The sequence below is a fragment of the Haloterrigena sp. KLK7 genome, assembly GCF_037914945.1.
Lineage (GTDB): Archaea > Halobacteriota > Halobacteria > Halobacteriales > Natrialbaceae > Haloterrigena > Haloterrigena salinisoli.
In genome coordinates, this window is record NZ_CP149787.1 from 1760616 (window position 1) to 1780741 (window position 20126).

At 66.3% G+C, this 20126-nt stretch carries 24 protein-coding genes; 8 read left to right on the forward strand and 16 right to left on the reverse strand.

What is annotated here, in order from left to right; translation table 11 throughout:
* Positions 1-74 precede the first annotated feature (74 nt).
* Positions 75-839 (forward strand): flagellin, encoded by a 765-nt coding sequence (locus tag WD430_RS08645; protein ID WP_339105615.1) that lies wholly within the window; start codon positions 75-77, stop codon positions 837-839.
* A 60-nt stretch (positions 840-899) separates the two neighbouring features.
* On the opposite strand, the gene WD430_RS08650 is transcribed toward WD430_RS08645, so the two are convergent.
* Both WD430_RS08650 and WD430_RS08655 read right to left on the reverse strand, forming a co-directional pair.
* Positions 900-1259 (reverse strand): hypothetical protein, encoded by a 360-nt coding sequence (locus tag WD430_RS08650; protein WP_339105616.1) that lies wholly within the window; start codon positions 1257-1259, stop codon positions 900-902.
* 24 nt (positions 1260-1283) lie between these two features.
* Entirely contained in the window at positions 1284-2273 is a 990-nt protein-coding gene (locus tag WD430_RS08655) for an NOG1 family protein (protein ID WP_339105617.1), read from the reverse strand.
* A gap of 81 nt (positions 2274-2354) precedes the next feature.
* Here WD430_RS08655 and WD430_RS08660 point away from each other — a divergent pair, with 81 nt between their 5' ends.
* Positions 2355-2759, forward strand: a complete 405-nt coding sequence (locus WD430_RS08660; RefSeq protein ID WP_339105619.1) for a DUF5518 domain-containing protein — start codon at positions 2355-2357, stop codon at positions 2757-2759.
* 217 nt (positions 2760-2976) lie between these two features.
* On the opposite strand, the gene WD430_RS08665 is transcribed toward WD430_RS08660, so the two are convergent.
* The 4 genes from WD430_RS08665 to WD430_RS08680 form a co-directional block, all read right to left on the reverse strand.
* A complete protein-coding gene (locus WD430_RS08665; RefSeq protein ID WP_339105620.1) occupies positions 2977-3321 on the reverse strand; it encodes a four-helix bundle copper-binding protein in 345 nt (114 codons plus the stop codon).
* A 421-nt stretch (positions 3322-3742) separates the two neighbouring features.
* Positions 3743-4027: a phosphoribosyl-ATP diphosphatase gene (gene hisE, locus WD430_RS08670; protein ID WP_339105621.1), complete on the reverse strand. Its 285-nt coding sequence runs from the start codon at positions 4025-4027 to the stop codon at positions 3743-3745.
* The gene (locus tag WD430_RS08675) at positions 4028-4495 is read right to left on the reverse strand and encodes a bifunctional nuclease family protein (RefSeq protein WP_339105622.1); all 468 of its coding nucleotides are present in this window, start codon (positions 4493-4495) and stop codon (positions 4028-4030) included.
* A gap of 320 nt (positions 4496-4815) precedes the next feature.
* Positions 4816-5010 (reverse strand): cold-shock protein, encoded by a 195-nt coding sequence (locus tag WD430_RS08680; RefSeq protein ID WP_008893559.1) that lies wholly within the window; start codon positions 5008-5010, stop codon positions 4816-4818.
* Positions 5011-5284: 274 nt separating this feature from the next.
* Here WD430_RS08680 and WD430_RS08685 point away from each other — a divergent pair, with 274 nt between their 5' ends.
* Positions 5285-5980 (forward strand): class I SAM-dependent methyltransferase, encoded by a 696-nt coding sequence (locus WD430_RS08685; protein ID WP_339105623.1) that lies wholly within the window; start codon positions 5285-5287, stop codon positions 5978-5980.
* 158 nt (positions 5981-6138) lie between these two features.
* On the opposite strand, the gene WD430_RS08690 is transcribed toward WD430_RS08685, so the two are convergent.
* The 4 genes from WD430_RS08690 to pdxT form a co-directional block, all read right to left on the reverse strand.
* Entirely contained in the window at positions 6139-6468 is a 330-nt protein-coding gene (locus WD430_RS08690) for a HalOD1 output domain-containing protein (protein WP_339105624.1), read from the reverse strand.
* Positions 6469-6510: 42 nt separating this feature from the next.
* A complete protein-coding gene (locus WD430_RS08695; protein WP_339105807.1) occupies positions 6511-7659 on the reverse strand; it encodes a bacterio-opsin activator domain-containing protein in 1149 nt (382 codons plus the stop codon).
* A 156-nt stretch (positions 7660-7815) separates the two neighbouring features.
* Positions 7816-8796 (reverse strand): acetamidase/formamidase family protein, encoded by a 981-nt coding sequence (locus WD430_RS08700; RefSeq protein WP_339105625.1) that lies wholly within the window; start codon positions 8794-8796, stop codon positions 7816-7818.
* Between the two features lie 136 nt (positions 8797-8932).
* Positions 8933-9562, reverse strand: a complete 630-nt coding sequence (pdxT, locus tag WD430_RS08705; protein WP_339105626.1) for a pyridoxal 5'-phosphate synthase glutaminase subunit PdxT — start codon at positions 9560-9562, stop codon at positions 8933-8935.
* Positions 9563-9868: 306 nt separating this feature from the next.
* Here pdxT and WD430_RS08710 point away from each other — a divergent pair, with 306 nt between their 5' ends.
* Positions 9869-11194, forward strand: a complete 1326-nt coding sequence (locus WD430_RS08710; protein WP_339105627.1) for a citrate:proton symporter — start codon at positions 9869-9871, stop codon at positions 11192-11194.
* 116 nt (positions 11195-11310) lie between these two features.
* On the opposite strand, the gene WD430_RS08715 is transcribed toward WD430_RS08710, so the two are convergent.
* Both WD430_RS08715 and WD430_RS08720 read right to left on the reverse strand, forming a co-directional pair.
* The gene (locus tag WD430_RS08715) at positions 11311-12165 is read right to left on the reverse strand and encodes a VOC family protein (RefSeq protein WP_339105628.1); all 855 of its coding nucleotides are present in this window, start codon (positions 12163-12165) and stop codon (positions 11311-11313) included.
* Between the two features lie 133 nt (positions 12166-12298).
* A complete protein-coding gene (locus WD430_RS08720) occupies positions 12299-12460 on the reverse strand; it encodes a preprotein translocase subunit Sec61beta (protein ID WP_339105629.1) in 162 nt (53 codons plus the stop codon).
* A gap of 126 nt (positions 12461-12586) precedes the next feature.
* On the opposite strand from WD430_RS08720, the gene WD430_RS08725 reads away from it, so the two are divergent.
* Complete coding sequence (locus tag WD430_RS08725) at positions 12587-12856, forward strand: thioredoxin domain-containing protein (protein ID WP_339105630.1); 270 nt, start codon at positions 12587-12589, stop codon at positions 12854-12856.
* A 68-nt stretch (positions 12857-12924) separates the two neighbouring features.
* On the opposite strand, the gene WD430_RS08730 is transcribed toward WD430_RS08725, so the two are convergent.
* The 3 genes from WD430_RS08730 to WD430_RS08740 form a co-directional block, all read right to left on the reverse strand.
* Complete coding sequence (locus tag WD430_RS08730; RefSeq protein WP_339105631.1) at positions 12925-13653, reverse strand: hypothetical protein; 729 nt, start codon at positions 13651-13653, stop codon at positions 12925-12927.
* An 87-nt stretch (positions 13654-13740) separates the two neighbouring features.
* Complete coding sequence (locus tag WD430_RS08735) at positions 13741-14484, reverse strand: SDR family oxidoreductase (protein ID WP_339105632.1); 744 nt, start codon at positions 14482-14484, stop codon at positions 13741-13743.
* A 560-nt stretch (positions 14485-15044) separates the two neighbouring features.
* Positions 15045-16574: a carboxypeptidase M32 gene (locus WD430_RS08740; protein WP_339105633.1), complete on the reverse strand. Its 1530-nt coding sequence runs from the start codon at positions 16572-16574 to the stop codon at positions 15045-15047.
* A gap of 300 nt (positions 16575-16874) precedes the next feature.
* Here WD430_RS08740 and WD430_RS08745 point away from each other — a divergent pair, with 300 nt between their 5' ends.
* The 3 genes from WD430_RS08745 (at position 16875) to WD430_RS08755 (ending at position 19762) form a co-directional block, all read left to right on the forward strand.
* Positions 16875-17243, forward strand: coding sequence for a hypothetical protein (locus tag WD430_RS08745; RefSeq protein ID WP_339105634.1), 369 nt, complete (start codon positions 16875-16877; stop codon positions 17241-17243).
* Between the two features lie 165 nt (positions 17244-17408).
* On the forward strand, positions 17409-18323 hold the full coding sequence (locus WD430_RS08750) for a universal stress protein (protein WP_339105635.1): 915 nt from the start codon (positions 17409-17411) through the stop codon (positions 18321-18323).
* 239 nt (positions 18324-18562) lie between these two features.
* A complete protein-coding gene (locus WD430_RS08755; protein ID WP_339105636.1) occupies positions 18563-19762 on the forward strand; it encodes a hypothetical protein in 1200 nt (399 codons plus the stop codon).
* On the opposite strand, the gene WD430_RS08760 is transcribed toward WD430_RS08755, so the two are convergent.
* Entirely contained in the window at positions 19757-20086 is a 330-nt protein-coding gene (locus tag WD430_RS08760) for a hypothetical protein (RefSeq protein ID WP_339105637.1), read from the reverse strand. The genes WD430_RS08755 and WD430_RS08760 overlap by 6 nt on opposite strands.
* Positions 20087-20126 lie beyond the last annotated feature (40 nt).

Consider the following 20126-nt stretch of genomic DNA (forward strand, 5'->3'; position numbering starts at 1 on the left):
CCGGCGACCCAGACGCCGACGGCCGGTAGGATTATCCCGTTTCCGTCCCGTCGTCTCTTCGAGCCCGCTCCCCGATGGTCCGAACCGCCGTCGTCCAGTTGCTGTTGTTCACCGCCGCGATCACCGCTGCGATGCTGTTCGCGGGGACCGTCGCCACGGAGGCCGGACTGTACGCTCAATCGGTCGACGACGAGGGCGACAGGGACGTCGCGACCCTCGATACCGAAATCGCTATCATCAATCATCCCGCGGCCGGGACGACGTACAACGAGACCGGCGACGAACTGACGATATACGTCAAGAACGTCGGTGACGGCTCGCTCGAGCCCGCCGCGGTCGACCTCCTGATCGACGGCGAGTACGTTCGACCCAACGAGACTCGCGTGCTCGAGGGGACGGATCCCGTCTGGCGCGAGGAGGCGGTCCTGGAGCTGACCGCGCCGTCGTCGCTCGAGCCGGGGACCCACCGCGTCGTCGTCGGTACCAACGGGGCTCGAGACCGCCTCGAGTTCGAACACCGGATCGCCTACTGGCTCAGCCCCGCGGGGCAGAACGGAACTGCCGACAGCTGTGACGCCGAGACGTGTACCGTCTCCCTGAACGAGACCGACGACGACGGTCTCACGCTCGAGATGGCGACCGATCCCGATCAGCCGAACGAGTCGGTCTCGTACGCGAGTTCCAATACCACCGTCGCGACGGTCGACCCCGAGAACGGGACGACCGACGCTGCCGGGACCGACTCGACGACGCTCAATCTGCACGAGACCGGAGAGACGACCGTCACGCTCGACGTCGGGTGGGACACCGACGAGATCGTGATCAGGGTCGAAGAATAGCCGAGCAGTAGCCGGTGTAGACGGTTCCGGTGACTGCCTTACCGACGGTGGAGTGGGGCGTTATCGACGGCGCAGTCGCTCGAGATGGCGCAACGGCGAGCCGCCGTCGGCGTCGTCCGAATCCGATTTCGAATCGCCATCGTTGCCGTCGTTCGTACCCGTATCCGTGTGTGCGTCCGCGTTCGTCTCGGATTTCCGTCCGCTTCGTCCGAGTCGGCGCCGAATCCAGGCTCTCGGCCCGCCGATCCGATTCACGAGATACGTCGGGAAGTAGCAGACGAGCGCGCCGAGCGTCAGGTAGAACGCGGCCCACTCGTACCGTCCCGTGCGGACGGACTCGAGTCCCAGAAAGAACATCGGGCCGGCCATCGAGAAGCCGGCGGCGGTCTGGAGCATCCAGAGGATTCCGGGGCCTCTCATCGGTGCGGTACCCGTCCAGTCACGTTACTCCTCGAAGGGGAGTTCGGGCTCGTAGTCGACCGCCTCGATGGCCGCCTCGAGGACCGTCTCGACGTCCTCGCCGGTCTCGACGCTCATGGTGTAGTCGGCGTCGAGTTCGTCGAGCAGGTCCTCGTCCCAGACCTCCCGGCGATCGATCTTGTTCGCGACGGTGAGGACGGGGACGGAATCGAACTGATCGACGATCGAGTCGCGGAGCTCGAGTTGTGACGAGAGGGGGTAGCCACACTCGCCGCTGGGATCGATCATCACGAGCATGCAGTCCGCGAGGTGCTCGATGGCGCTGACCGCCTGGGACTCGATCTCGTTGCGCTCGGCCGGCGGCCGGTCGAGCAGTCCGGGCGTGTCCACGAGTTGATAGCGGAGGTGCTCGTGCTCGAAGTGACCGAGGCCGATCCCCTTCGTGGTGAACGGGTAGGAAGCGGTCTCGCCGCGGGCGCTGGTGACGTCGTTGACGAACGAGGACTTGCCGACGTTGGGGTAGCCGGCGACGACGATGGTCGGCTCGTCGGGGTCGATCTCCGGCAGGTCGCGCAGATCGTTTCGCGACTCGTTGATGTACAGCAGTTCGTCGTCGATCTGCTCGACGATGTCCGCGAGCCGGGCGAAGGCCTGCTTGCGGTGTTTGCGCGCGGTGTCCACGTCGGTCTTGCGCAGGCGGGGCTGGTACTCCTCGTGGATCTCGCGGGCCTTCCGGCTGGCCCACATCACTTCGGAGAGGCTCTGGCGGAGCTTGTCGACGTCGACGATCGCGTCCGCGAGTTCGTAGTAGAACGGGTGGGCGTCGTACTCGAAGTCCGGCCACGCCGTCACCACGTTCTCCAGGTTGTCCGAGATGATGTTGGCCGCCGTCTGGAGCATCGACTGCTGGGCCTCGAGGCCGCGTTTGGCCTTGCCGGCCCGCGCCGCCCGCGAAAACGCCTTGTCGATCAACTCTTCCGACGTGGGCGTCGTCGGAAGGTCTTCGAAAATCATAGCCGTACGTAATACGCGCGCTCTTAAAAGGTCGTTCGTTACGCGCCGTCCCCTTATCGTCGCTCGGCACCTCTCTCGAGTATGACCAATTGGCGCGCCGTGTTTATCGGCTTCCTGCTCGCGACCGTCTTCGGAATCGTCGGGCTCGTCATCCCTGGGATCGGCCAACTCGCCGCGGGACTGATCGGCGGGTTCGTCGCCGGCTACATGGCCGGCGGCGGTCTCGGCAGCGGCCTCTGGCACGGACTGCTCGCGGGATCGCTCGGCGGAATCATCGGCGGCCTCCTCATCGGCGTCGCCGTCGGCCTCGCCGGCCTCGCGCTCGGCCCCGTCGGGGGTGCGATCTCCGGCGCCGCCGGTCTCGGCATCTTGGCGCTCGCCGTCGGGATCTCGCTGGTGATGGCCATAGAGAGCGCGGTCGCGGGAGCCATCGGGGGCATGCTCAACTCCGGCCGTTCCGGCCGTGGCGGGCGGAACGCCTACTAACGGTCGCCCGTTCGAACCGATCGATCACCGCTCGAGCGGCGAGCGGCGATCGACTGCTGTGCGTTTCGGATCGCCTCGAGAACGCATCGTTCGGCGCCGTACCGCAGTCGATCACTGTTCTCCGCGCTCAGTCGTTCGGTAACCGCTTCGCGGGCCTCGTCGGGACTCGCTCGACCGATCCCGGAAGCGGTGTGGACACCGGAACCCAAATCCCGTCTCAGGCCGACGCCATCTCCCGACAGCTCTCGGCGCACTTCGGCAGGATCTCGGCACAGGCCTGACAGTGGTCGTCGTCGTGTTGCTCGCACTCCTCGGCGCACTCCTCGCAGAGGTCCGCACAGATCTCGCCCAGCTCCTCGTGGTAGCCCGAGTTGCGGGCCATGAACCGTGCGTGTAACGAGGCGATATCCGCCACGTCCCGACAGAGTCGGATACAGCGGGCCATTCCGTCCTCGTCCGCGCAGGCGTCGGCACACCACTCGCAGACCTGGGCGGCCTCGAGGCAGTTGTCGATACACTCCTGCATGTGGTCGTCGGCGTGGTCGATCTGTTGGAGCGCCATCGCGTCGACTGACACCCGGAGCAGGCATCAAGCTATGACGGGCGCTTGCAAGGACGAAACCCGCGTAACCGCCGGTATATGACGGAAGTATTCGACCGACGAGGACGCTACTCGACCGGAGCGGATCTACCGGATGGAAACTGAGTGCGGTGGCGCGCGCTGAGAGACAGTGAGCGATCAGCGAACTGGCTCTCGAACCGTGCGAGGGATGAGCGAGTGAGTGGAACGAACGAGCGAATCGGTTGGGGAGGGTGTGGCGACCCCTGTATCCACGGTAGCAGAACGCTTCGTTTCGTTTCAGTTCCACTCGAGATTCCCCAGTACAGTTCCACTCGAGACGCCCCGGTACAGTTCCACTCGAGACTCGAGTTCGACTCCGTCTCGACGCGAGCGAGAACGCCCTCACGCGCGCCTCGAGCCCTTAGCGCCGCGCCTCGAGTTCGGACTCGAGGTCCTCGAGGCTCATCTCCTTCATCGAGAGCAAGACGAGCAGGTGGTAGACGATGTCGGCGGCCTCGTAGGCGATCTCCTCGTCGTCGTCGTCTTTCGCCGCGAGAACGAGCTCGGTCGTCTCCTCGCCGAGTTTCTCCAGCACCGCGTTCTCGCCCTTCTCGTGGGTGAACAGCGAGGCGGTGTAGGAGTCCTCGGGCAGCGTTTCCTTGCGATCCTCGATCACGGCGAACAGCTCCGCGAGCGTGTCGTCCATCTACATGTCACCCGATACGTTGCGAATATCCTCGAGTTGCTCGAACTTTTCGCTCTCGTCGCGGCCGTCGTCGAAGACGTCCTCGGTGACCTCGATCTCGGCGTTCGTGCGGGCCGCGAGCGCCAGCGAGTCGCTCGGTCTGGCGTCGATGACGGTCTCGCCGCGGGGCGTCTGGACGTGGAGATCGGCGATGTAGGTCCCGCCCTGGCCGTCCTCGCGCTGCTCGATCTCGTTGATGACGACGCGATCGATGCGGCTGCCCAGCTCCTCCATCACGTCGAGCAGGAGGTCGTGGGTCAGCGGCCGACCGATGTCGTCGGCCTCGAGGCCGCGGGCGATGCTCGTCGCCTCGTTGAAGCCGATGAAGATCGGGATCACGTCGTCCTCGCCGTCGACGGCGAGGACCACTACCGGAACCGGTCCCTCCGGGGTTCCCGCGACCCGAACGGCGTCGATAGAAGCCTGCATATCGTGACCCTCGCGTGCGAGGGAGAAAACATGTCCGGTCGCGAATGCATGCACGCGAATGAATCCCCACCGGCGCTCGAGCGCCGCGCTTCCGGTCGGCGTACTGGTCGAGCGCCGTACTCCGGCCGTCGGCCGTTCGGTGGTCACTCGACTCGAGGCGGGTACGCGTGCGTTCAGCCGTCCCACATCGTCGGCGCACTCGCTCTCCGGAGCGTCGGAGCGACGTCGACGGTTCGCTCGAGCGATCGCTCTCGGTGAGTTGTGGATAGAAGAAACGAAGTCACGTGCTGCCGCTTCTCAACGACACTGTGAGTCCGTAATTAGTTGCGGACGACGTTCGTCGCGCGGGGGCCCTTGGGAGCCTGTTCGATGTCGAATTCGATCTCGGTTCCTTCCGTGAGGTCCTCGCCGCCAACGTCTTCCATGTGGAAGAACACGTCGTCGTCGGAGTCGTCAGTCTCGATGAAACCGTAGCCGCCTGTGTCGTTGAAGAAGTCAACCTTACCGTTTGCCATTGCGACTAAACGAAGACGGAATACACGGTTAAGTGTTCCGCATTCGTTCGGAAAATGCCGAATCTGGTGTTCGAATATTTCTTAGACGCGCTATTGAGCCACATTTTGTTCATGCACTGTCGGTTGTGCGGGCAATAGCTTCCGATCCGTCGGACTCGCCCGGAGCTTCTGTGGAATCCCCAGTTCGAGCGATCCACCACGAACCGGCCGTCGGCCCCGGTATCGGGACGCGTCTCCCAACGAGGCTTTACGTCTCCTCCGACTGCTAGGTCCTGTGGATTCTAACGATGTTCGGCGTCAGTGGGCGGAGCGGTCCGGCGAGTACTCACCGGAATACTACGCCTACTACGGTCCGAACGAGACGAGCGACGTTATTCTCCGGACCCTCGAGCGATTCGTCGATCGAACCGCGCCGGTTCTGGAACTCGGCTGCAGTTCGGGCCGTCATCTCTCGCACCTCTACGAGAACGGATTCGATTCTCCGGTGGGAATCGAACTCAACGCCGACGCGTTCGACGTCATGGCGGACCACTATCCCGACCTCGCCGCCGACGGGGAGTTCTATCACGCCGCGATCGAGGACGTCGTCCGCGAGTTCGACGACGACCAGTTCGGTGCGGTCTACTCGGTCGAGACGCTCCAGCACCTCCATCCCGACGCCGAGTGGGTCTTCGAGGAACTGGTCCGGATCACGGACGACCTCCTCATCACCGTGGAAAACGAGGGGGAACTCGAGCGGGACGCGACCGACCAGAGCGATACCGAACGGTCCGACCTCGAACGGAACGCGACCGGTCACGCGGAACCGACCGAACCAGAAGACGTGAGTTACGTCAACGACGACTTCCCGCTCTACTACCGCGACTGGAGCGCGATCTTCACCGAGCTGGGCTTCGACGAGGTCGACGTCCAGACGGGCAAGCGGGACACCATCCGCACGTTTCGACCGGCGGCCGCGTCCGATCGCTGACTGTCGCTCTCCGATTCGAGTCGATTTCGGTTCGTTCTGGCTCCCAGGCCGTTCTCGCCGTCGGTCCGTTCCTCGCTTCTGTCGTCTGCTCTCTCGAGCGACCGGATCGAACCCGCTCTGCTCGTTGCGAACCCGCGGGTCGCGACCCGCGACCGCGCTCAGTTCGCTAGCGGCTCGACGGCGATGCGTCCGCCGCTCGAGACGGTCACCTGACAGCCCTCGTAGTCGAAGGAAACTTCGACGGGCCGGTCTCGATCGGCGGTCACGAGGTCGGCGAGGGCTTCGGGGTCGACGGTCCCGTAGAGCGGTGCCATCGCGGTGGGATCGCAGTTCGTGACGGCCGAGACGGCCTCGACGACCGCGACGACCGTGTCGGTCCCGTCATCGAATCGACTGTGAAACGTTCCAGCGGTGGGATCGTACCCCGTGCTCTCATCACTGATCGGTCGGGACGCGGGAGGCCCAGTGTGTGCCGTCTCTTCGCTCATTGCTACCAGTATCGCAGATACGGTGGTAAGCGGTGCCACTGACTAGTCAGTGTTCGCCCGTGCGGACTCCTCGAAGAGGTGGCGGCAGACGGTTCGCTCTGCCTTCCGAAGGTGTTGGTTGAAGGTCTGGCGGGTGACGCCGAACCGGTCGGCGAGCTCGTCGCCGGTGCTCGTCCGCGGCGTGTCGAAGTAACCGCTGTAGTACGCGGCGTCGAGCGCCGCCAACTGCCGGTCGGTGAGCGCGTCGGCGACGATGTCGTAGAGCAGTTGGGGCGAGTAGACGAGTTCCTCGGACACCAGTTCGACGGTGTCGTGAAATCGTCGGATCTCGTCGGCGGCCTGCCGGTGGTCCACGTCGCCGGGCAGCTCGCCGCGGAACCTGACCTCGTCGGAAGCGACGACGATCTCGCGGGGGCGGCCGCCGAGCGCCGAGAACACGTGGGCGACCGTCTCCGATTCCGAGTGCGCTTCGATGCGGTGGTAGCCGTCGACGGAGCTGAGCAACCGCGCGTCGAGGTAGTGGGGAACCTCTTCGACGGCAGTGATGAAGTCGCTCGCGGAGCGGTCCGACGTGCCCATGTACTGGACGGTGGTTCCGTCGGGCAGCGAGACGACGGAGTCGATTTCGATCCGCGTCCGCCCGTCCTCGACCCGAAGCGAGGGCGGGACCGCCGACTCGTCCGCGCGGAACTCGACCAGTCGGACGTGGTCGCTGGTCAATCGCTTCTCGCGTCGCTTCAACGCCGTCACGTCCTCGAAGGCTACGACGACGTACTCGACGGCACCGTCCTCGTCGAACAGCGGAGCGGCGTTGCTCGAGAACCACCGCTCGCTCCCGTCCGGGCGTTCGATCCAGTGTTCGAACCCGAACCAGGGCTCGCCCGATTCGAAGACGCGCACGACGGGGTGGTCGTCCGCGGAGACGGGCGTTCCGTCGTCGTAGGTGATGCGCCACTCGGACGGCTCGTACGGTCGGTCGACGAGGTCCTCGCGCGAGCGTCCGAGCAGCTCCGACGCGCGGTCGTTAGCGTCGACGATCGTCCCCGTCGAATCGATTACGACGGTACCGATCGGACACGCGTCGAAGACCCGTCGCGCGAGGTCCGCGGGCGGCGTTCCCGTCGACTCGTTCTCGGTCGTCCCCGACCCGGACGAGTCGTCGTGAACGTCGCCTGCCGGCGTGTCCGTCATCGCGTTCCCGTCCGCCCGCCGTCCGCGGACGTCGTCTCGAGGCGAGCGCTCGACGTCTCGGTCGGTCGATGCTGGCTCATAGCGTCGGTAGGGGATCGACGGATAAATGCGTACCACTGGTCGTATCGGTTTGCCGGCGCTGTCAGCCCCGTTCCGTCACGTCGACCGATGCCGGTCCGCCGGGAAGATCCGCTCCGGGAGATACGCGGAGACGACCCAATTCGGGGCGTTGACGACCTCGTTGATCTTCAAATCGACGGCGGCCGAGCAGAGGATATAGGCCTCGCTCCGCTCGAGCCCGCGTTCGTCCCGCAGGTGATCGACCATGTTCCGGACGGCGGCTCTGGCGGCCTCCCGCAGGTCGTCGGCGATCCCCGTCGTCCCGTACATCGGCTCGTCTCGACCGCTCGAGGTGAACGGGCCCGTCGTCTCGAACTGCGGCTGGTCGATCGACAGGTCCGACCGGAGGTCGAACCGACAGGTGACCGTCATCGGCGTCTCGATGCCGTTTCCGCAGACCTCGCCGTCGCCCTGGGCGGCGTGGCCGTCGCCGATGCTGAACAGGGCGTCCTCGACCGCGACGGGGAGGTACAGCGTCGACCCCGCCGTGAGCTGTTTGATGTCCACGTTCCCGCCGACCGACCGCGGCGGGAACGTCTCGTGAGCGCCGTCTTCGGCCGGCGCGACGCCCATGATGCCGGGAAACGGATCGAGCGGCACCTCGATGCCGTTCGCGAAGCGACCGACGCCGTCCGCGAGGTCCCAGACGTGCAGCGCCGGTTCGGGGAACTCGTCGGCCAGGAGCCCGAGCTCCGCTTCGCCCGGGAGAACCAGCGTGAACCCCCAGTCCCCGTGTTCGACCTCGAGCAGTTCGACCTCGAGGACGTCGCCCGGTCGAGCGCCCTCGATCGCGACCGGGCCGGTCAGGGAGTGCACCCGGTCGATGTCGAGGTCGGCGACGTCCGCGACCGTCGAGTCGGGACCGAGCTGGCCGCCCGTCGAGTCCGTGCACGTAAAGCGGACGACGTCGCCCGGTTCGATCGTCCGCACCGGCTCGAGACCGTTGTCCCACGCGCTGTGAATCGTCTCGTCGGTGGCGTCGATCTCGTGATCCGGTCGACCGCGTTCGCTGGACATATGCCACTCACACGCCGCGTGACGGGATAAAACGGTCGCTCGGATCAGTCCGGTGACGATCGGTCTCGTCGGCGATCGGACTCGAGCGGTAGTCGAGACCGCCCTCGCCGAGCGCCTTCGTCGCCCGCCGGGCCGACTACTGCGCTCGCTCGAGTCCGGGGACGTCGGCGTCGTCGTTCTCGAAGAAGGCGAGCCCGTGGACGCGGCTGTCGGGGGTGAGTTCGGGGTGGAACGCGGTGCCGACGACCGACCCCTGTTTCACGGCGACCGGCCGGTCGTCCCACGAGGCGAGCACCTGTGCGTCCCCGCTCGCGACGTCGTCGATGGCCGGCGCGCGGATGAATACCGCCGGATAGGGGTCGTCGTCGGCCAGGCCGTCGACCGTCAACGGCGCCTCGAAGCTGTCCTTCTGGCGGCCGAAGGCGTTGCGCTCGACGGAGACGTCGAGCAGTCCGAGTTCCTCGACGCGGTCGTCGTTCGGCTCGCTCGAGGCGACGATCAGTCCGGCACAGGTCGCCAGCAGCGGCTTGCCGGCGGCGACGTGGTCTCGAATCTCGGGGGCGATCCCCTCGCCGTGAAGGAGTCGGGAGATGGTCGTCGACTCGCCGCCGGGCATCGCCAGCAGGTCGCAGTCGGGGACGATCCCGGACTCGCGGATCTCGCGGACGGTGACGTCGCGGTCGCGGGCCGCGGCGGCGCGTTCGATGGCGGCGGCGTGTTCCTCGACGTCGCCCTGGACGGCGACGACGCCAGCGGTCAGTGACATGGCCGCGGCTAGGGAGGGGGACGGCAAAAAGGTCGCGTCACCGGTCGTTCTTCGTCACGTGCAGAACGCAACCGGTTTCTCAACCTCGCTACACCTCCGACCCTCAGTGCCGGCTGGAAGAATGTCTAATCCGCTACTATATGGTGGATCACTGCTGACTATCGAACGAATCACTCGAACCGGAGAGCGGTTCTCACGGCGAGTACTGCCGATAGCGAGAGGGTCGGGCGGACCGCCCGCGCCTCGAGATGCCGTGACTGAACGCAAATAAAATCGTTTTTATATATGTATCATTGATACACGGCTATGATAGACTCTGGCGTATCACTCGGTCTCATCGGATACGGTGCGATCCTCCTCATCCTGTTATTGGTAATCCGAAAGCGACTGTACGTGATCCCCACGTTGATCGTAGTGCCTGTCCTCGCCGCGCTGGTCGCCGGATTCTCGTTTCAGGAGATCGGATCGTTCGCGGAGGAGGGGCTCCAGGGAATCGTCGGTATCACGGCGATGTTCGCGTTCGCCGTCTGGTATTTCAGCATCATGCGCGACAACGGGCTGTTCGACCCGTTCGTCGCGCGGATCGTCGACAGCATCATCGGGAGGCCGGCGCTGCTCACGGTCGGGACCGTCGGACTCGCGATGATGACGCATCTGGACGGCGCCGGCGCGACGACGATGCTCATCACGATTCCGGCGTTGCTACCGCTGTACGACGCGCTCGATGTCGATCGACGGATCCTCGCCGCGCTCGTCGCCCTCACCGCCGGGACGATGAACATGCTCCCGTGGGGCGGACAGGTCGTCCGCGGTGTCGCGGCGATCGATCCGGCGACCGTCTCGAATATTTTCAACCCGATGATCCCCGCACAGGCCGCCGGAATGCTCTCCGTCTTCGGTATCAGCGCCTACTTCGGACGACAGATCCGGAAGGATCTGGATTCCGTCACCGCCTTCGAGGGCGTCGACGAGGAGTCGCTCATCGACGAGGCGATCGACGGTCGCGAGATCGAAATCGACTGGAAGTGGGCCTTCAACCTCCTGCTGACGGTCGCGGTCCTCGGCGCGCTGATCGCCGGCGTCACGTCCCCGGAGGTCTCCTTCATGATCGGCGTCGTCATCGCACTCGTCGTCAACGTACCGGAGTACGAGCGGCAGAAGGAGGTCCTCGAGTCCTACGCGCCGGACGTGATGACGTACGTCGGCATCCTCTTCGCCGCCGGCGTGCTCATCGGCGTGCTCGAGGAGAGCGGGATGATCACCGAGATGGCGAACATTCTGGTCCTGCTCATCCCCGACGCGCTCGGCGCGCACCTCCCGGTCGTCGTCGCGATCGTCTCGCTGCCCGCCCGACTCCTGTTCAGCCCCGACGCCTTCTACTTCGGCGTGCTGCCGGTTCTCGCCGAGACGAGCGCGGCGTACGGTCACGATCCGGTCGCGGTGGTGCGCGCCTCGCTCGTCGGCCAGACCGTCGGCTTCCCCGTGTCACCGTTTACGGGCGCGACGTACCTCCTCATCGGGCTGGCGGGGGTCGAGCTCGGTGAACACATCAAGTTCACGCTCCCGCTCATGGTCATCCCGTCCGGCGTGATTCTCCTCGTCGGGCTGCTGCTGGGTGCGATTCCCCTGTGAACGGCCCCAGCGGTCGCGACCATCGCCGTAGGCCGTCCGGAGAGATGTCCCCGAGTCCACGGCGGTGACGGCTGCCGGTCGACCCGTCCGACGCCGTCGACCGGCTCGCTCGATCGCTATTCCGTCCGCAGTCGAATCCGAATCCCGTCGGGGTCGCCGCACTCGAGACCCTCTTCGCTCTCCTCGACGGTCACGCCCGCGGCCTCGAGTCGATCCCGAATCCGCTCACGCGCCTCGCTCGAGGGAACGACGAGGTCGAACCGAGAGAGGCCGCGAGCGTCGGCCGGCGCGGGACTCGAGCGCCCGTTCCAGGTGTTGAGACCGAGGTGGTGGTGGTAGTCGCCGGCGGCGACGAACAGCGCTTGCGGGGTGGCCGTCTTCACGTCGAAGCCAAGCGCGTCGACGTAGAACGCGCGGGCGGTCTCGAGCGACGAAACCTCGAGGTGGACGTGACCGAGGGTCGTCCCGTCCGGGACGGTGTCGCCGACTCCGTCGTCGGCGGCGGCCGCGACCGACTCGAGGTCGAGCGGCCACGAGCCGATCTGGATGCCGCCCTCGCCGTCGCGGGGCCACTCCGCTCGCGGGCGGTCGCGGTAGAGTTCGACCCCGTTCCCCTCGGGGTCGTCGAGGTAGAGCGCCTCGCTGACGCCGTGGTCGGACGCGCCGGTGAGCTCCCAGCGATCGCGGACGCGGCCCAGCGCGTCCCCCAGCGCCTCGCGGCTGGGGAGCAGGACGGCGTTGTGATAGAGTCCCGTGGCGTCGGCCGGCCGCGGTCGGGCGTCCGGCGCGTGTCGTAACTCGAGCAGCGGCGCGTCGCCGGCGCCGAGCACCGTCACCGACGCGTCCCGCGAGCGCACCGAGAGGCCGATCACGTCCCGGTAGAACGCCACCATCGCCGATTCGTCGCTGACCGTCAGTACGCTCCGACCGAAGCGAGTCGCCGCCGGCAGCGGGTCCCGAAAGTCGCTCATACGGTGGATACGCGCCGCTCCCATATAGGCTGTCTGACCGCGCAGTCAGATAGCGAGCGAGCCGCGAGCGGCCGATAGCGGAGCGATACCGCTGCTCGAGCGCGGTAGTGGGTGTCGAGAAGTGGGCGTCGGTCTACGAGACGAACGTCAGCAGCTGTACCAGCACCCCGATCATCACGCCGGTCGCGATGACCGTCTTGGGGTCGATTTTGATCGCATTCGAGTCCTCGGAGTCGAAGTACCGGACGAGTCCGGCACTGGACATCAGCCCACCGCTGTTCTGTCCTTTATCCATACCCGCCACTATGGGCCGGTGGAACTAAATCTTTCGTCCGGCGGTATCACTGGCGTCACTGCTTGCGGCAATCGTATACCGGTGGGAAACCCTTATGCGCGCCGCGTCGGAACTAGCGATGAACCGATGACTGTCACACTCAAGGACTTCTACGCTGACTGGTGTGGCCCCTGTAAGACCCAGGACCCGATCCTCGAGGAGCTCGAGGAGGACTGGGAGGGCCGATTTGAGGTCGAGAAGATCAACGTCGACGAACAGCAGGACGTCGCCAACGAGTACCAGGTTCGCTCGCTGCCGACCCTGATCATCGAGAACGACGACGGCATCGTCGAGCGCTTCGTCGGCGTCACCCAGCGCGACGACATCGAGGACGCGCTCGAGTCGGCCGGCGCGTAAGCGACCGGGCTCCTCGAGTCTCCGTTTTCGCGAGAACACGTCCCGACCAGCGGCGCCGCTGGCGTCGCCTACGGTTCGTCCGAGTCGATGTCGTCGGCACCGGTCTCGCCGTCGGACGCGGGCTCGTCGTCAGCGCCGAACGTCTCGTCGGCCGGCGGCTCTTCGGTGGCGCCGAACACGTCCTCCGAGTCCGCCTCGTCTGTCTCGTCTCGCTCGTCCGTTTCGCCCGTCTCGTCGACGGGGATCTCCTCGTCGGCGTCCACCTCGGCGGCGTCGCTCCCGTGAATGACGTCCGTTCCGTCGGCTATTTCGACGGTGGTGACGGTGTCCGCGTTCGTCCCCGATTCTCTCGCCGCCGATTCCTCGAGGTCGAACTCGTCGGTGGCGAGCTCGTCGCCGCCGACGCTGACCGTTCCGTCCTCGATCTCGATGACGACACCGTCCTCCTCCGGTCCGCGACCGATCAACTGATTCGCGGTCGACTCGACCTCCTGGTTGACCGACCAGACGAACCGCAGCACCGACTCGAGTTCGTTGCCGGCTTCGCGGACGCCGCGCTGGGGGGAGAGTTCGCCGAAGCTCCGGGCGCCCTCCGGGTGGAGGTACTGGATCGGGTGGTCGTTCGGAACCTCTCGCAGGTCGACGTCGAACGACCAGACGTAGGGGAGCAACTGGATGGCATACCCCTGCGGTTTCGGCGCTTTGCGACCGATGGCCGTCGAGGCGACGCCGATGGCCGTCGATCCCGAGTCGGTATCGTAGTAGACGCCGGGAAGGCCGGGTATCGAAACACGCATACGCGAGCCAAGGGGTCGGCTACGGGTGAGTCTACAGCCGGCACCTGCTACCTCACTTTTAAGTGATTTCCGGCGACCGACGCCCGTTCAGAAGCCGTCGGCGAACTTGTCCCGGCGGTTGACGTCGATCTCGCTGATACTCGAGCCCTTCCGACTCGCGGCGAAGCGAATCGCCTCGGCGACCTCCTCGGGGTCACTGGCCTCGTCCTCGTCGAAGACCTCCTCGAAGGTCGACCCGTCGGTGGTCTCGAACTCCGAGCGCACCTCGGCGGGGTTGACCACGGTGACGCCGACGCCGTCGTCGCCGACCTGCGCCGCGACGCTCTTGGCGAAGCCGCGGGTCCACCACTTCGTCGCTGCGTACACTGGATTGAACGACCGCGGGTACTGACCGGCGAAGCTCCCGACGAAGATCAGGTGGCCGTCGCGCTCGCGGACGTGCGGGATGGCGGCCCGCGTCGCGTAGAAGAGGCCGTCGACGTTCGTCTCCTGCATCGTCTCGTAGTCGTCGGTCGACATCGATTCGACGTCGCTGCCCCGCGAGAGCCCCGCGTTGTTCACCAGCACGTCGATCCCGCCGAAGGTCTCGACCGTCTCCTCGATCAGCGCATTCACGTCGTCCTCTTCGCGGACGTTCGTCGGAACGACCAGCGTCTCGACGCCGTGCTCGGCCTCGAGGTCGGCCGCCAGTTCCGTCAGGCGGTCCTCGCTGCGGGACGCGAGGACGACGTCGGCGCCCGCGGCGGCGAACGCGCGGCAGGTCGCCGCGCCGATGCCCGCGCTCGCGCCCGTGACGATCGCCGTCCGCTCCGTGAGGTCGGTCGCAACCATAGTCGATACTCACGCGAGCGACCCCTAAAACGCGCGGGTTGCGGCACGCTCGTCGCCGCTCGCCGACTATCTCGGGGGCCGTTTCCACTCGAGTACCGTCAGCCTCGAGGCCGAGTCCAACCCGGTGACGGTCCGGCTGTTGGACCGGCATCTGGCATCTGGCGGTCGTCGTCACCGCCTACTGAGATTCACCGTGACGGGCGTCGGCCTGTTCGCGGTCGCGAACAGCGTGACGGTGATCGCGTTCGGTGAAGGACTGTTCCGATGGCACGTGGCTGGGTTGGGACCGTTCTCGTCGACGGTTCCGTGGTCGAATCCGATAACGGGACTCCCACGACTCGTGGCAACGACGACTCGTGGCAACGGGGATTTCCACACCCTCCCCAACCGATTCGTCCTCACTGCGTTCGGTCGCTCATCCCTCGCGGATCGAGCCGCGGCTCACTGTGCGTTCGCCGCGGCTCCGCGCGCCATTCTGCCGCTCGAAAGGAGGAGAGACACGTGGGCTCGAGCACCGGCTCGAACGCTACTCCGAGAACGGACGGCCTGATTCAGCCGCGTCAGTAGCCCTCGAGTTCGTACAGGTCGCCGTACTTCGAGGTGACGTACTCGAGGAAGTGGTCGGCGGTCAGTTCCTCGCCGGTCGCGCGTTCGATCAGCTCCTGAGTCGTGTACCGCTTGCCGTGCCGGTGAACGTTCTCGCGGAGCCAGCCGTTGAGTTCGTCGAAGTCGCCCTCGCGAATGTCGTCGTCGAAGTCGCCCAGTTCGTCCTCGGCGGCGGCGTAGAGCTGTGCGGCGAGCACGGAGCCAAGCGAGTACGTCGGGAAGTAGCCGAAGGAGCCGTGGGACCAGTGGATGTCCTGCAGGCAGCCCTCCGCGTCGGTCTCGGGCCGGACGCCGAGGTACTCCTCGTACTTGTCGTTCCAGACCTCGGGGACGTCTTCGACCGCGAGGTCCCCCCGAATCAGGTCGCGTTCGATCTCGAAGCGGATCACGATGTGGAGGTGGTAGGTGAGTTCGTCCGCCTCGACGCGGATGAGGTTGTCGTCGTACACCTGATTGGCGGACTCGTAGGCCGCCTCGGGCGAGACGTCCTCGAGGGAGGGGAACCGCTCGCGGGCGATCGGCAGGAAGTGCTCCCAGAAGGGACGGGAGCGGCCGACGTGGTTCTCCCAGAGCCGCGATTGGGACTCGTGGACCGAGAGGTCCCGCGCTTCGCCCAGCGGGGTGCCGTAGCCCTCGTCGGGAAGCCCGAGCGTGTAGTTGGCGTGGCCGAACTCGTGGATCGTCGACGTGATCGAACCCAGCAGGTCGTCCTCCTCGAAGCGGGTCGTCACGCGGGCGTCGAACTGCGTCCCCGAGGAGAACGGATGCGGCGCGGTGTCCAGCCGACCGCGGTCCCAGTCGTAGCCGAGCGAGTCGAGGACGTCGCGGGCCAGCGCCTCCTGATCGTCGTCGTCGAACTCCCCCGCGAAGGCCTCGGTCTCGAGGTCCGTGTCGCTCTCGTCGATCGCGTCGATCAGCGGCACCAGCTCCTCGCGCAGGCGTTCGAGGACCCGTTCGGCCGTCTCGAGGTCGATGTACGGCTCGTAGTCCGAGAACAGCACCTCGTAGGGGTCGGCGTCGGGGTCGATGTGATTCGCGTACTCCCGTTTCAGCTCGACCAGCTTCTCGAGGACGGGCGCGAACTCCTCGAAGTCGTCGTTCTCCTTGGCCCGCTTCCAGGCCGGGTGGGCGTTCGTCGTCGCCTCGGAGATCTCCTCGACGAGGGCCTGCGGGACGCTGGTCTCGCGGTCGTACTTGCGCCGGACCTCGCGGACGACGGCGGCTTGCTCCGCCTCGAGGTCGCTGTCTTCCAGCTCCTCGAGCAGCTCGCCGGTCTCGTCGGCCGTCAGCAGTTCGTGGCTGATCGAGGACAGCGCCGAGAGCTGTTGCGCTCGGGCGGGGGTCCCCTCGTCGGGCATCACGACTTCCTGGTCCCACTGGAGGATACCCGACGCGTTCGAGACGTTCGCGATCCGCCGCACGCGCTCTTCGAACGCCGCGTAGCTGTCGTCGGCCGCCTCGTGCTGGGCCTGATCGGTCGCCATGGGCGACTGCTACACGCGGGCGCCGTATCAACGTCGCGGTTCCGGCGGTTTCACGGCCCTCGTCGTCGCGCCCGGTTCGGGTCCCCGCTGTTCGCGAGCCGTCGACCGAACCGCCGCTTCGACCGACCCGATCGGTCGCCTCGAGTCCGCCGAGCGAGAGCTGTCGCGATCGATGACAGTGCCACCGTCGTCTCATCGGCCCGTTGCGGCGATGTGTCTCCGATATCTGCGACCGATGACCGATGTATAGAACTTGCAAGCAGTGGACTGTTCGGGCCATCTGACGTGTATTCGGGTACAATGGTCGCTGCATCACCAATCGGATCGGCAATCGTCTTCATCGTGAGCCTGCTGATCGGTGCACTGGGAATCTACATCGGCGCCCGCGTCATCGTCGGGTCCGACGATTACGACCACGCGATCGTCACCGCGTTGATCGGCGCGATCGTCTGGGGACTCGTCGGCTTCTTCGTGGGCTGGATACCCCTGCTCGGGCCGTTGCTGGCGCTGCTGGCGTACATCGCCGTGATAAACTTCCAGTACCCCGGCGACTGGACCGCCGCGGCGATGATCGGTCTCGTCGCCTGGGTGACGGTCCTGGTCGTCCTCTACGGCCTCGCCGCGCTCGGGATCACCGCCTTCGACGCCGTCGGTATCCCCGGCGCCTGATCGCGTCTCCGTGGCGATTTCGGTGTGTTTTCCCCGGCTTCGGCCCGGTTCCCGGGCCAGTTCGGTGTCCGCGACGGAAATCACCGCGCTTCGAACGGCCGGATAGTACGCTTCGGGCAGCCAGTAGTCCCATAGACGTAAACGGATCCACGCCGAATCACGACCATGGACACTCGCATTCTCGTTCCGACCGACGGGAGCGACTCCGCGAGGGCGGCCCTCGAGCACGCGCTCGACATCGCCGCCGATCAGGACGCGATCGTGCACGTCCTCAACGTCGCGGACACGAACGAGCCGAGTCTCACGCGTCTCGGCACGCAAGTCGTCGACGCCTTAGAGGAGGAGGGCGAGGGGATCGTTTCGGCGGCCGCCGAACTGGCCGAAGAGCGCGGCGTGCCCGTCAGCACGCACGTCGTTCAGGGCGAACCGCGCGAGACGATCGTCCGGTTCGTCACGGCCGGTAGTGACGAGTCGCAGCCGGACCACGCGGACGGCGTCGCGTTCGATTTCGTCGTCATGGGCGCCCACGGCCGACGCGGACTGGGAGAGTACATCCTCGGCAGCGTCACGGACTACGTCGTCAACCGGAGCGAGGTGCCGGTGCTGACGGTTCGCGCGGCCGACGACGCGACGGTGACGTATCCCTATACCGACGTCCTCGTGCCGACCGACGGGAGCGTTCACGCGACCGCGGCGGTCGAACTCGGAGCGCGGTTCGCCAACCGCTGTGGCGGAGCGTTGCACCTGCTGTCGGTCATGGACGAACTGCCGGAAGTCGCCGACGCGGAAACGGCTCCGCTCCCCGAGCAACTCGAGGAGAACATCCAGGAGGTGCTCGACGACGACGCGGCGACCGCCGAGGCGGCGGGCGCCGGCGACGTCAGGACCGCCATCGCGACCGGCTCGGTGCCTCGAGAGGTCATCTCGTACGCCGACGACGAGGAGATCGATCTCATCGTCATGGGCACCCACGGCCGGACCGGTCTCGACCGGCACCTGCTCGGCAGTTTCACGGAGCGCGTCATCCGCACGTCGCCGGTTCCCGTTCTCACGACGCGTCGCCCCGACGAGATGGACTGAGTCCGACCGTTCGCGATCGGACCGGTACCGCGATCAGTTCGAGTTCGAAAAGCGGACAGTCACCGCCAGCGCACCCGACAACGGAGACGAGAAAGCCTATAAGCGGACCGGAGAGCGTCCTACGTAGCCAACTGACGGGTCCGACCCGTCGTTCTACCGATGGACACTCGAACGATCGCTGACGGGGGTGACCGGCCATCGAGCGACAGACGCTGATCGCTCTCGGAGCCGTCGCCGTCGTGCTCGCCGTGCTGGCCCTCGGACCGACCGCCGCCACGTCGTCGGGCGGCCACGCGGCCGACCGACAGGAAACGCTGGTGACTACCGAGGGCGAGTCGTCGCTGTGGCCGTACACGAGCAGCGGGACGAGCTTCGAGGAGCGGACGCTCGCGATCAACGTGCTGATCAGCGGCGATCCGGCGGAGACGCGCCGCCACCTGGAAGAACGGAGTCGCGGCGACTGGAACGAGACCGCGCCCGAAGAGGAGGACGTGAGCGAGACGGACTCCGAGGAGGTCGTCGGGACCGAAACGGCCTGGAGCAGCGCCGACGGCTCGACGCGGTACGTCTACGTCTCCACGGACGACGAGTCGGCCGAGGGCGTGTGGCTCGACGAGAGCTATCAGCTCCACGACGGCGACTATCTCGGCTCTCGCGAGCACATCCGCGCCTACGAGTCGCCCGATCCCGACGAGGAGTGGACCGCGATCCAGGCCCACAGCGAACACTGGGACTGGTTTCGACTCAGTCACACGGTCGACAGCGCCGAGGACTCACAGCGATACGTCGAACGCGAGTTCATGGATCGGCGATACGTGTCGAACGTCTCGCGCGTTCACCTGGGCAACGGCCGCGGCTTCGATTCCGACGGCTGGGTGACGGTCGTCGACCTCGAGAACGGCGGACCGCCGTTCCACTTCGCGCTCGTCGGCCTCCTCCCGGGCCTGCTGCTCGCGAGTCGAGTATCGACGCGGACCTCGTTCCCGAATCCGCTCGCCGCTCGCATTCCCCGCGCACTGCGATTGGCGGGGTCGCTGCTCGGCCTCTACCTCTTCGTTCGGTTCGGCGCGATCGCCGTCGAGGGGCGACTCGAGGGGATCGATCCCCGGTTCATCGCGGCGGCGTTCTATCCGCTGCTCGCCGTCGGCTTACCGGTCTGTACGTACTACTTCGCGCGGTCGCTCGACCGGCCGACGGCCTTCGCGGCCGGTTCGATCGGCTTCGCGATCGCGATCCTCTTCGATTACACGCTGCTCGGCGTGACGCGGCTCCCGCTCAACGTGCTCGTCCATCGGTTCTCGACCGCAGTCGCGCTCGGATTCATCGCCGTCGGGGCGTCACACACCGTGCGGGTCGATCCGGAGAATCACGATTTCGTGCGCCTCGGCGCGCTCCTCTGGGTCGTGACGTTACTCGTGCCGCTACTTCGATTCCTATAGCCCTCGACCGCCCGGCGGCGACTCGAGGTCGTCGGGGCTCACGTACGGGCGCACCCACGGGGACGTCACTTGCGTGTAGCCGACGACGCCCACGAAGGTGGCGAGGTAACACAGCCAGCGGGGGACGCCGAACCCCTGCATCCAGATCGTCATCACCAGCGCCCAGCTGGCCAACACGATCGTGTCGCGACAGATCCGTTCGCCGTTGTGTCGGAGGTACGCCCCCAATCGGCGGCGTCGAGACTCGAGGACCGGACGACCGTCGTCTGCCGGATCGGTGTCGGCGCGTTCCGTCCCGGGCTGGAGGGGTTCCGTTTCGCTCACCGTTGGTGCGGTGGTTCGGGAGCGTTCGCATACGCTTTTC

Bases quoted from the DNA above. Each gene is read 5' to 3' on its own strand.
- WD430_RS08660 (WP_339105619.1), top strand. From the start codon at position 2,355: ATGACCAATTGGCGCGCCGTGTTTATCGGCTTCCTGCTCGCGACCGTC.
- WD430_RS08745 (WP_339105634.1), top strand. From the start codon at position 16,875: ATGGTCGCTGCATCACCAATCGGATCGGCAATCGTCTTCATCGTGAGC.
- WD430_RS08735 (WP_339105632.1), bottom strand. From the start codon at position 14,484: ATGGTTGCGACCGACCTCACGGAGCGGACGGCGATCGTCACGGGCGCG.
- WD430_RS08700 (WP_339105625.1), bottom strand. From the start codon at position 8,796: ATGTCCAGCGAACGCGGTCGACCGGATCACGAGATCGACGCCACCGAC.
- WD430_RS08695 (WP_339105807.1), bottom strand. From the start codon at position 7,659: ATGACGGACACGCCGGCAGGCGACGTTCACGACGACTCGTCCGGGTCG.
- pdxT (WP_339105626.1), bottom strand. From the start codon at position 9,562: ATGTCACTGACCGCTGGCGTCGTCGCCGTCCAGGGCGACGTCGAGGAA.
- WD430_RS08675 (WP_339105622.1), bottom strand. From the start codon at position 4,495: ATGCAGGCTTCTATCGACGCCGTTCGGGTCGCGGGAACCCCGGAGGGA.
- WD430_RS08725 (WP_339105630.1), top strand. From the start codon at position 12,587: ATGACTGTCACACTCAAGGACTTCTACGCTGACTGGTGTGGCCCCTGT.
- WD430_RS08655 (WP_339105617.1), bottom strand. From the start codon at position 2,273: ATGATTTTCGAAGACCTTCCGACGACGCCCACGTCGGAAGAGTTGATC.
- WD430_RS08690 (WP_339105624.1), bottom strand. From the start codon at position 6,468: ATGAGCGAAGAGACGGCACACACTGGGCCTCCCGCGTCCCGACCGATC.
- WD430_RS08730 (WP_339105631.1), bottom strand. From the start codon at position 13,653: ATGCGTGTTTCGATACCCGGCCTTCCCGGCGTCTACTACGATACCGAC.
- WD430_RS08650 (WP_339105616.1), bottom strand. From the start codon at position 1,259: ATGAGAGGCCCCGGAATCCTCTGGATGCTCCAGACCGCCGCCGGCTTC.
- WD430_RS08665 (WP_339105620.1), bottom strand. From the start codon at position 3,321: ATGGCGCTCCAACAGATCGACCACGCCGACGACCACATGCAGGAGTGT.
- WD430_RS08750 (WP_339105635.1), top strand. From the start codon at position 17,409: ATGGACACTCGCATTCTCGTTCCGACCGACGGGAGCGACTCCGCGAGG.
- WD430_RS08715 (WP_339105628.1), bottom strand. From the start codon at position 12,165: ATGAGCGACTTTCGGGACCCGCTGCCGGCGGCGACTCGCTTCGGTCGG.
- WD430_RS08680 (WP_008893559.1), bottom strand. From the start codon at position 5,010: ATGGCAAACGGTAAGGTTGACTTCTTCAACGACACAGGCGGCTACGGT.
- WD430_RS08720 (WP_339105629.1), bottom strand. From the start codon at position 12,460: ATGGATAAAGGACAGAACAGCGGTGGGCTGATGTCCAGTGCCGGACTC.
- WD430_RS08645 (WP_339105615.1), top strand. From the start codon at position 75: ATGGTCCGAACCGCCGTCGTCCAGTTGCTGTTGTTCACCGCCGCGATC.
- WD430_RS08710 (WP_339105627.1), top strand. From the start codon at position 9,869: ATGATAGACTCTGGCGTATCACTCGGTCTCATCGGATACGGTGCGATC.
- hisE (WP_339105621.1), bottom strand. From the start codon at position 4,027: ATGGACGACACGCTCGCGGAGCTGTTCGCCGTGATCGAGGATCGCAAG.
- WD430_RS08740 (WP_339105633.1), bottom strand. From the start codon at position 16,574: ATGGCGACCGATCAGGCCCAGCACGAGGCGGCCGACGACAGCTACGCG.